This is a genomic window from Clostridium septicum (assembly GCF_003606265.1).
GTDB classification, from domain to species: Bacteria; Bacillota; Clostridia; order Clostridiales; family Clostridiaceae; genus Clostridium; species Clostridium septicum.
Genome location: NZ_CP023671.1, coordinates 56320 through 67490, shown reverse-complemented (window position 1 = coordinate 67490; position 11171 = coordinate 56320). Strand labels below are relative to the sequence as shown.

Genomic DNA, 11171 nt, shown 5'->3' with positions numbered 1-11171 from the left:
AAATTTTTTAATGAAATTTAGTTACTAATTACATTTTTTACTTAGCCTAAATTCTAAAAAATAGTACATACTATAAATGTGAATAAAATAAAGGAGGTACCAAGGCATGAAAAAGAGATTATTAACATCTTTAGTATTAACAACTATGGTTATAGGATCAGCTAGTAGCCGAAATGTTATGGCAGTGGAATGTAAACCTAATAGTCTTCGAGTATCCTGTGAAATATCTGCACCTAAAACTGCAGCTAATTTTGATGAGTTTTGGACTCCGGAAAATGAAGGTTTTTTAACTTCCGATGGAAAAGAAAAAATACATTCATTTAGGGAAAGAGTAGAAAAGGGCGAAAGATTATCTGAACATGAAAAGCATGAAATTAAAGAATTAAAAGCAGAAGTAATAAAAACAAAACTTGGAGAACAAAAATTTAATGAACTTCAAAAATTAATAGAAAAAAGAGAAGGCTCTACAGATTTAACTTTAGAAGAAAGAGCTAGATTATATGAACTAGATAAAGAAGCAACAGGTAAGTAGAGATAATATAAGCCTAATTTTATTCACAAAGAAAAGGATAATGAGTTTAAAAATCATTATCCTTTTTACTTTTAAATAAATTTAAATGGGCTTTAAATAATATATCGAGATTATTTTCATTAGTACTAATATCAGTTATTTCTAGTATATCAGTATTAACAAAAGAAATAATTACATTTCCTTGTTTTTTATCAAATTGAATTATTGATGTATCTTCTAAATATTTAAAAAATGTATCTTTTTCAATATTAATAAAACCAATTTTTCCTTCTTGAAAATGAAATATCCCTTCTCCATTTTCGCTATAAGGCATAAAAATTGTTTTAATTTGAAGTGGTAAATTATTATATTTAAAGTTAATAAATATATAAAGTTTATTATTATTGATATTTACTTTTAATCCTGTTACATTATTTTTTAAATCAGGTATTTCATTAACTACCGAAATAAACAAATCTGTTAATTCTTCTTCTGTAAAGTTAACCTTAGATTCTAAAGATATTTCAGATAATGAAAGATTAAGTTTATTTGGGAAAAATTTAGCTAATAGTTTTTTATTATCTATAATTGCTTCACTATTTATAGATTTCACTTCAATATTAGGATAAAAATAATGTTTGTAAATAGCAACTATACTAAAGCAAAAAGTTAATATTATTAGTAAAGTAGTTAAAATAATAGATTTCTTTTTCATATTAATAACCTCCAACATTATTATACTCTATAATAAGATTAATAATTGTCAATTTAAAATATATATTCACAAAAATTTATTAATAAAATATTAGTAATATTTATAATTTAGTGATAAAATGTAAAAGACGAACAAAGACAGAATAATACAGAAAAACATATGATTTTGAAAGGACGGATATTTAATGGAAAAATATAAAAAAGAGTTTATTGAATTTATGGTTGAAAGTAATGTATTAAGATTTGGTGACTTTGTTACTAAAAGTGGTAGAAAAACTCCATTTTTTATTAATACAGGAAATTATACTACAGGAGAGCAACTAAAAAAATTAGGTGAATTCTATGCACAAACAATAAATAAACACTTTGGAAAAGATATAGATATTTTATTTGGACCAGCATATAAAGGTATTCCATTAACTGTAACTACCGCTATCTCAATGAATCAATTATATGATATGAATGTTGAATATTGTTCAAATAGAAAAGAAGCAAAAGATCACGGTGAGGGAGGTATCTTACTAGGTGCTAAACTAAAAGATAATTCAAACGTAGTAATAGTTGAAGATGTTATGACAGCTGGAACTTCTATTTATGAAACAGCACCTATATTAAAAGCACAAGGCAATGTTAATATAATGGGTCTTGTAATTTCAGTAGATAGAATGGAGAAAGGTAAATCAGAGAAATCAGCTCAAGAAGAAATAAAAGAAGTATTTGATATTACAACTTATTCTATAGTAACTATGCAAGAAGTAGTAGAACATCTTTATATGAAAGAGATAAATGGAACTATCTACATAGATGAAAGCATGAAAGAATCCATAAACTCTTACTATGAAAAGTATGGAGTAGCATATAAAGCGATATAATAGATAGGAAAGACAGTATTTAAAAACTGTCTTTTTATTTTTTATAAGAATATAAATATTATTAATATATTGTGAAAGTTTAAAGCATATTACCATATACTGTACTAATACTATTTGTATTATAAAGGGGATGCAATAAAATTGTATGAATTTATATTATGGTTTTATGTCTATAGCTTTTTAGGATGGATATGTGAAACTATCTATTGTTCAATCCCAGCTAAAAATTTTATTAAAAGAGGTATGTTAAAAGGACCTGTATGTCCTATTTATGGATTTGGATCTTTATTTGCTATTACCTTATTAAATAAATGTGATTATAAAATTTATACTATATTTATTTTAGGACTACTTCTAGCATCTATACTAGAATTCATAACCTCATTTCTTCTTGAAAAAATATTTAATCGTAAATGGTGGGATTACTCTAAAAATAAATTTAATATAAATGGAAGAGTGTGTTTACTTAATTCGACTTTGTTTGGAATTTTATCAGTTTGCTTAATTAAATTTATTCATCCAATAGTAATTTTCATTTTAATAAAAATACCTTTATGTATTATAGAAAAAATTACACGAAGTATTGTTATAATTTTTGTATTAGATGCTGGTACAACATTTTTTAATTTATACCAATCACGTAAGGGGCTAATTAACTAATAAATATTATAAAATAATAAAGAACCTAAAGGTTCTTTATTATTTTATAAAGGAGAGTTTTTAATAACAAATTTCAAAACTTCTAAAGCTACAGGAGCTAATTCTTTTACATTTATATTGCTTAAATCATGATTACTAGTTTCTAAAGAAACTAGTTTTGTTTCAACGGAAGCTTTTAATAACCTATTATAAAGTAATGTAGAATTTTCATAAGGAACAAGTTTATCTGTTTTACTATGTATTATTAGAGTTTCTGGAACCCCTTCCTTTACATAATTTATAGGACTATATTTTTTTTCAAGTTCATTTAAATTTGGTAATTCAGATAATTCTGATGCAATAGTAGTATTTGCATTATTTATATTTAATGTAGATAAGTCAGTAGGTCCAAAGATATCAATAACATATTTAACATTTGATGGATAGTCTTTTAAGTTAATATCACCTATGAATTCATCTTTATTAGAATATGCAGATATAAGAGATAAGTGAGCTCCAGCAGAAAATCCAAGTATTCCTATTTCGTCTGTATTAAAATTATATATATCTTTATTTTTATAAACCCATCTAATTGTATCTTTAACATCTGATATTGGTTTATCCATATTAATATCTTCTTTTAAAAATTCATAAGATGTACTAATAACTGTATATCCTGATTCTCTAAATGATTCAAGTAAAGGTGATATGCTTTTAGGAATTGTTTTATCTCCATATATCCAACTTCCTCCGTGAACAAATAGTACTACAGGAGAACCCCCATTTAATTTTTTAGTAGGTCCAAACAAGTCAAGTGTTAATTCTACTCCATTTTGATTTTTATAAACTATATCTTTATAATCCATGCTATTTAAAGGTGTATAACAAGTTAAATCCTCAATTGATTTCATATCCTCTTCTATTTGGAGATAATTTTTAGCTATATTTAAATATAAATTTATTCGATTTCTAAATACATATGTAAATATTCCTATACCAAATACACATATAAAAAAAACTACTAATAGTGTTTTTAAAAATTTTCTCATAAGCTTTTCAAATCCTTTCTCTTATTTTATTTAAAAGTTCACTTAATTAATATTATAACCATAAAATTTAATTAGTTAACGTATATAATATATATTTTCTATAATAAATAGCAAACTTTTTTCATAGAATGTAAAAGATAAAATATTAAAATATATCAAAAGGGGGAAATGCTAAATATATAGCATAAAATTATGAGTAATTTAAATATTGACAAAGAGGATATATTTTATGTATCTTTATTAAACCTAAATGAACAAATAGCACTTAATCTAGTAAATAAAGATAATAATATGGTAATTTACACAGAAGATTATTATAAATATAAGATAATTAAAAATTTGGTTATAGATAGATTAATTAAAGAAAAGAAGGTTTTAATAATATCAGATAATATTGATAATAATTTATTTCAAGAATTAAATTTAATTAAGAATAAGGTAATAAATATTTCAAATAATGACATAGATAGCATAATAAAAAATCAACTTAAAAATATATCTAAAACTACTGGAAAAACTACTATAAGCAAATTAAATGTTTTATCAAGAAACATTATCAAAAGTTTAAAATCTTTAGAAGATATAAATAATATATTAAATATTAAGGGTTATTGTGGGCTTACATTATTAGAAATGTATAATCTAAGTATTAAAGTAGAAAAAGGCCAGTTAAGCAATGAATATAAAAGATATAGAATAAAAAAACCTTTAGTAAGTTACAGTTATGATATGTTAAAAGAAAATGTTAATAATATACTTAAAAAGGATATTATTAAAGATTATATTAAATATAAAAGATTTAATAAAAATAAAATTTTTGACATAATAAATAAACCAATAGATAAAAATAAAATTAATAATAGTATAAAAAAGTTAAATGGATTAATTAATAATCCCTTTTCTATTGAATTACCTGTAATTAAGTCAATATATACAAAATATTTTTTAGAATACCTCACTAAAAATACATTTCCTACAGAACAGGATATTAGCATACTTTCTAAAGAAGTTAATATTAAAGTAAATTCATCTATTTTGAATTATAAAAATATAAAAAGTAAAATTAATCCTCTATATTGGGTTAATATAAAAAAATATAAAAGTGATTTAGAAGAATCTAAAAAAAATTTTAATATACATGAAAATATAATTTATTTGGAGTATATTGAAAATCAAAAAAATATTAGTATTTATTTACATGCTTTTAACTTTTTAAAGGATATTATTACTGATGAGGAATTTAAAAAATTTCTTAAAAAATTATTAGACACAAATGATACTATAGAATATTTGAAATCATTAAGAGACACATTAGTAATTGTGCGAAATTTCAATATTATATTAGAAAAAATAGAATCGTTAAATAATGTAGAAAAGGAAATTTTAGAATATTGTTATAATAATATTGAAAATAAAAATCAATTTGAAAGTTTATTGACCAATATTCCCTAATTTTTCATTTGCTTTTAAATATAGAAGAATAATAGAGAAGTTAAAATATAAAATATTATTGAAAATTATAATATTATTATATAATATATTTTAAATAATATAATTTAGTAGTTATAGATACTAGAGCAAAACTTATTCCAGATGTAATAAAGTATGTATGGGATGATAAATTCTTAAGTGAAATAAAAGATCAAAACATTAATATCAATGAAATAAATAGATTATTAAATAATTCTACTGACTATTCTATTAATCTAAAAGATATTATTTTAAATTTATTTCCTTGTATTATATCTAATCTTAATAAAGCAAAAGATATTATTAATGAATTTGATTTAGTTATAATATATGATTACAAAAGTTGCTATAATAATATTTTAAATAACTTAAATTCCAATAATAAATATATAATAGTTTCAAAGGAAAAAACTGAGCTTAGTAAATTTAAAGACTATAATATGAAATTCATTAATATAAATAAACCTGTTTGTAAATTTAAATTTGAAAAAGATCTAATATTTAAAAGTAGCCTTCAAAAGAAAATTTATTTAGCTTTAAAAGACTTAAGCTATTTAATGGAGATAAATGTTCAACTAGATGAATATATATTACCTATTGTTATACTTGATAAATTTAGCAAAGAACCAATTTTAGTTATCGAAGTAGATGATATGATATATTCTAAGAATTATAATATTTTTAAAGATGATATATATATTCATAAATATCTGGATTTTTTAGATTTAAAATTTATCAGAGTTTGGAGTAATGATTGGCTAAAAGATAAAAATACAGTTATTAATAATATTTACAGTAATATTACTTAATAGTAAAAGCAGGCATCATATAATAAGTGTCTGCTTTTATTATCCAATATAGAGCTTAATTGACATATTTAAGAAAATATTTTATATTAAACTTAAAGAAAATTATAATATAATTAATTTAATAAGAGTTCTAGGGGGAGTGAGAATATTATATGTCAAAAATTATTATATGTCCTAATAAATATGTTCAAGGAAAAGGTGAAATAAAAAATTTAAGTAAACATACTAAAAATCTTGGGAAATCTATTTTTATAGTAGCAAGTCCAAATGGTATTAAAAGAACTAAAGTTATAATCGAAGAAAGCTTTAATGAATCTGGATGCAGTTTAGTTTTTGAATCTTTTAATGGTGAATGTTCAAAAAAAGAAATTGATAGGTTAGGAAAAATAATAGTAGATAATAAATGTGATGTAATAGTAGGAATTGGAGGTGGCAAAATATTTGATACAGTTAAAGTTGTAGCCTATTATAAAAAAATTCCTGTAGTTATTGTTCCTACTATTGCTTCTACCGATGCACCTTGTAGTGCATTATCTGTAATATATACAGAGGAAGGTATATTTAGTGAATATCTTTTATTGCCTAAAAACCCTGATTTAGTATTAGTTGATACAGAAATTATAGCTAAATCTCCTACAAGACTTCTTATGGCTGGTATCGGTGATGCGTTAGCAACTTATTTTGAAGCAAGAGCTTGTGTTAGATCTAATGCTTTAAATATGGCAGGTGGTGAAATTACAAAAACTGCATTAGTATTAGCTAAATTATGTTACACCACTTTATTAGAGGATGGCTTCAAAGCAAAACTTGCAGTTGAAAATAATGTAACTACAAAGTCAGTTGAAAATATTATAGAAGCTAATACTTTTTTAAGCGGTATAGGATTTGAAAGTGGTGGTCTTGCGGCAGCACATGCAATACATAATGGATTTACAGTTTTAGAACAATGCCATCATTTATATCATGGTGAAAAAGTTGCTTTTGGAACTATAGTACAACTTGTATTAGAAAATAGTCCTACAGAAGAAATTGAAGAAGTCATAAAATTCTGTATTAAACTTGGACTTCCTGTCACTTTAGAAGATATGGGAATAAATAAGATAATTGAAGAGGAAATTAAAGCAGTTGCAGATGCTTCATGTGCAGAAGGAGAAACTATTTATAACATGCCTTTTGAAATAACATCAAATGATGTATATGCTGCAATTATTTCAGCAAACTCTTTAGGATGCTATTATAAAACAAATGCTTTGTAGTAATTCTTAATAATTTATAAATTGAAAAGCTGTAGTGATATTATTTATTACTACAGCTTTTTAATTTAAACTATATTATTTAATTTAGAATGAAACATCTAACCCTTTTTCTTTAAATATTGATACAAACTCTAAAAACTTAGGGTCATCTTTTTTTAAAGCATCAACATCACTCATATTATAGGTTTTATTTAGTAACGTATATTTATTTTCTCCAAACTGATGAAATGGGAGAAGATTTACTTTATTTATGCCAAGATTTATTAACGCATCTGAAAGTCCTATTGCATCTTTAATACTAAAATTAAATCCTGGAATAATAGGAATTCTACCAATTACATCTAAACCACAGTCTATAGCATATTTTATATTTTTCTGTATATTTTCTAAAGAAACACCAACAACATCTCTATGCTTATTACTATCATAATGTTTAATATCACATAAAAGTAAATCTAAATTTTCTATAAATCGTTTAAAAGTTTCGAAATCAGTATAACAAGTAGTTTCACTAGCTGTATGCAAACCATTTTCGTGAGCCTTTTTTAATAATTGCATTGCAAATTCAGCTTGTTGAAGAACTTCTCCACCAGAAATAGTTACTCCACCTCCGCTTTCATCATAAAATACATCATCTTTCATCACTTCATTAATAATTTCATCTACATCTTTAAATTCGCCCTCATAAGAAATAGCACTTTGTGGGCATTCATTCTTACATTTTAGGCAACCTACACATGTTTTTTCATTAACTGAAATAATTTTATTGCCGTCTTTTATAATGTTACTTAAAGACTTAGTAGGACATATATCAATACATTTTTCACAATTAATACATTTATTTTTATCCCAGGTTATTTGAATATTATTATTTTGAGATTCTGGATTCGAACACCAAGGGCAATGTAATGGACATCCTTTTAAAAAGACTACGGTTCTGATTCCTGGGCCATCATGAATACTGAATCTTTGAATATTAAAAATAATGCCTTTTTCACAAGTCATAATCTCATCTCCTTAAATTTATACAATAATAATTTAATATTACTTATTTATGGATAGGATAACACAAAACCTAATAAGCGTAAAGAATATTGTTGCAAAAACAACAAATTTTATTTTCATATAAAATTTAAAATAATTTCGTTTGAAACTTTTAATTGACTCAAATGAAATGGAGTGTTATATTATTAGCATAAAGTAATAAATCTTCTAAGTAAATAAAAGAGAAATGGAGGGAAAATAATTATGAGTAATTATTTTGGAGAATTAACATCAAGAATGAATAAATATAGAGAGGATGTACTTAATATTAAAAGATGGGTATGCGTAGAAAGAGCTATTTATACCACTGAAGCTTATGGTGAACATGAATCTCAACCTCTTGCTATTAAAAGAGCCTTAATGTTAGATAATATTTTAAGTAAAATGACAATATATATAGAGCCAGAATCAATTCTTGCAGGTAACCAAGCAACTAGTAATTGTGCTGCACCTATTTTCCCAGAATATGCTATGGATTGGGTTATAGATGAATTAGATAAATTTGAAAAAAGAGATGGAGATGTATTCTATATAACAGAAGAAAATAAACAAGTACTTCGCAATCTTGCTCCATTTTGGAAAGGAAAAACCATTAAAGAAAAAGCACTTGTTGCAATGCCTGAATTATCAAAGCTTTATTATGATCTTGGAATTATTAAAGCTGAAGGTAATATTACAGCAGGAGATGCTCATATAGCTGTGCTTTATGAAAGAATTATTAAAGAAGGTCTTAAGAGCTATGAGGCTCAAGTTGATAGAAAAATAAAAGAACTTGATTTAACAGAATATACAAATCAAGAAAAGCTTCATTTCTATAAAGGTATAAAGATTACAATAGAAGCAACTAAAAAGTTTGCTAAAAGGTATAGTGATCTTGCTAAAAAACTTGCACAAGAAACTAAGGATAAAAAACGTAAAGATGAATTGTTAGAGCTTTCAAGAATTATGGATAAAGTTCCATATAAAGCAGCAGATACTTTCTATGAAGCAGTACAATCAGTTTGGTTTATACAACTTGTACTTCAAATTGAAAGTAATGGACACTCACTTTCTTATGGACGAATGGATCAATATTTATATCCATACTATAAAAGAGACCTTGAAAATGGAACTATGACAGAAGATTTTGCATGTGAATTACTTACAAACCTTTGGATAAAAACATATACAATAAATAAAATTCGTTCATGGAGTCATACTCAATTTTCAGCAGGAAGTCCGCTTTATCAAAATGTTACAATTGGAGGACAGACAGTAGATGGAAAAGATGCAGTTAATCCTTTATCATATATGATTATTCGTTCAGATGCACAAGTTCATTTACCACAGCCTAATTTAACTATACGTTATCATTCAGGACTTGATGATGCTTTCATGAATGAAGCTATTGAACTAATGAAACTTGGAACAGGAATGCCAGCATTTAATAGTGATGAAGTAATTATTAAGTCTCTTATTGAAAAGGGAGTTTCTAAAAATGATGCTTACAACTATAGCGCTATAGGTTGTGTTGAAGTTGCAGTTCCTGGTAAGTGGGGATACCGTTGTACTGGGATGAGTTTCCTTAACTATCCAAAAACTCTTTTAATTGCTATGAACGGTGGTGTTGACCCAAAATCAGGTATTAAACTTGTAGATGGATTAAAGAAATTTACTGATTTTACAAGTTATGCTGATGTAAGAGAATCATGGGATAAGATAATTAAAGAGCTTACTAAACAACAAGTAATTATAGATACTACTGTAGATAGATGCCTTGAATTAAATACTATGGATGTTCTTTGCTCAGCTTTAACTGATGATTGTATTGAAAGAGGTTTAAGTCTTAAAGAAGGTGGAGCTATATATGATATGATATCTGATTTACAGGTTGGTATTGCAAACCTTGCTGATTCTCTTTCAGCTATTAAGAAATGTGTATTTGAGGATAAATTATTTACTACACAAGAGCTTTGGGATGCTATATTAAATAATTTTGATGGTGAAAATGGTAAGAGAATACAAAAAATACTTCTTGAAGTACCTCCTAAATTTGGAAATGATGATGATTATGTAGATAATTTAATTCGTGAAGCTTACGACTCACATATAGTTGAAATAAAAAAATATCATAATACTCGTTATGGAAGAGGTCCAATTGGTGGAAACTATTATGCAGGTACGTCATCTATTTCTGCAAATGTTGGTCAAGGACTTGGAACAATGGCTACCCCTGATGGACGTAATGCTTGGGAACCACTTGCAGAAGGTTGTGCACCTTGTCATTCAATGGATAAAAATGGTCCAACAGCAGTATTTAAATCTGTTTCAAAATTACCAACAACAGAAATAACAGGTGGAGTTCTTTTAAATCAAAAAGTAAATCCTCAAACATTATCTTCAGAAGAAGATAAACTAAAGCTTATTGCATTGCTTCGTACATTCTTTAATAGATTAGATGGTTTCCATGTACAATACAATGTTGTATCAAAAGAGACCTTAAAAGATGCTCAAGTTAATCCTGATAAACACAGGGACTTAATTGTTCGTGTTGCTGGATATAGTGCTTTCTTTAATGTATTATCAAAGAAAACTCAAGATGATATTATTGAAAGAACTGAACAAACCGTTTAATAATAAATTTTAAATATAAAAATGAATTTATAAAAGGAGTGATTAATATATTTTAATTGCTCCTTTTAAATAATATTAATGGAGATTGTGTATTAGTAATAATATGAATATTGGGGTGTGTAAGGACAAATCAATATGAATAGAAAAAGCTCTTTAGATATTGTTTTTAATATTATAATTATTTTAGTTTGCAA

The 11171-nt window shown here is 25.1% G+C and carries 10 protein-coding genes; 7 read left to right on the top strand and 3 right to left on the bottom strand.

From position 1 onward, the window contains the following. The first annotated feature begins 106 nt into the window (after nucleotides 1-106). Nucleotides 107-532: a hypothetical protein gene (locus tag CP523_RS00295; RefSeq protein ID WP_066677356.1), complete on the top strand. Its 426-nt coding sequence runs from the start codon at nucleotides 107-109 to the stop codon at nucleotides 530-532. Between the two features lie 46 nt (nucleotides 533-578). Here the strand turns inward: CP523_RS00295 and CP523_RS00290 are convergent, their stop codons facing one another. Continuing rightward, nucleotides 579-1226 carry a hypothetical protein gene (locus CP523_RS00290; protein WP_066677358.1) on the bottom strand — a complete coding sequence of 216 codons (648 nt, stop codon included), beginning with the start codon at nucleotides 1224-1226 and terminating at the stop codon, nucleotides 579-581. A 184-nt stretch (nucleotides 1227-1410) separates the two neighbouring features. Between CP523_RS00290 and pyrE the strand changes: the two genes are divergently transcribed. Next, a complete protein-coding gene (pyrE, locus tag CP523_RS00285) occupies nucleotides 1411-2097 on the top strand; it encodes an orotate phosphoribosyltransferase (RefSeq protein WP_066677359.1) in 687 nt (228 codons plus the stop codon). Nucleotides 2098-2238: 141 nt separating this feature from the next. Further along, entirely contained in the window at nucleotides 2239-2757 is a 519-nt protein-coding gene (locus tag CP523_RS00280; RefSeq protein WP_066677360.1) for a putative ABC transporter permease, read from the top strand. Nucleotides 2758-2801: 44 nt separating this feature from the next. On the opposite strand, the gene CP523_RS00275 is transcribed toward CP523_RS00280, so the two are convergent. Next, the gene (locus tag CP523_RS00275; RefSeq protein WP_243106758.1) at nucleotides 2802-3647 is read right to left on the bottom strand and encodes an alpha/beta hydrolase; all 846 of its coding nucleotides are present in this window, start codon (nucleotides 3645-3647) and stop codon (nucleotides 2802-2804) included. Between the two features lie 330 nt (nucleotides 3648-3977). On the opposite strand from CP523_RS00275, the gene CP523_RS00270 reads away from it, so the two are divergent. From CP523_RS00270 to CP523_RS00260, 3 genes are all read left to right on the top strand, one after another. Continuing rightward, nucleotides 3978-5237 (top strand): hypothetical protein, encoded by a 1260-nt coding sequence (locus tag CP523_RS00270; RefSeq protein WP_120140397.1) that lies wholly within the window; start codon nucleotides 3978-3980, stop codon nucleotides 5235-5237. 458 nt (nucleotides 5238-5695) lie between these two features. Beyond that, on the top strand, nucleotides 5696-6064 hold the full coding sequence (locus tag CP523_RS00265) for a hypothetical protein (RefSeq protein ID WP_120140396.1): 369 nt from the start codon (nucleotides 5696-5698) through the stop codon (nucleotides 6062-6064). A 152-nt stretch (nucleotides 6065-6216) separates the two neighbouring features. Continuing rightward, nucleotides 6217-7320, top strand: a complete 1104-nt coding sequence (locus CP523_RS00260; RefSeq protein ID WP_120140395.1) for a glycerol dehydrogenase — start codon at nucleotides 6217-6219, stop codon at nucleotides 7318-7320. Between the two features lie 84 nt (nucleotides 7321-7404). Here CP523_RS00260 and CP523_RS00255 read toward each other — a convergent pair whose 3' ends face one another. Beyond that, nucleotides 7405-8325 carry a glycyl-radical enzyme activating protein gene (locus tag CP523_RS00255; protein WP_120140394.1) on the bottom strand — a complete coding sequence of 307 codons (921 nt, stop codon included), beginning with the start codon at nucleotides 8323-8325 and terminating at the stop codon, nucleotides 7405-7407. Nucleotides 8326-8568: 243 nt separating this feature from the next. Between CP523_RS00255 and CP523_RS00250 the strand changes: the two genes are divergently transcribed. Further along, complete coding sequence (locus CP523_RS00250) at nucleotides 8569-10977, top strand: glycyl radical protein (protein WP_120140393.1); 2409 nt, start codon at nucleotides 8569-8571, stop codon at nucleotides 10975-10977. Nucleotides 10978-11171 lie beyond the last annotated feature (194 nt).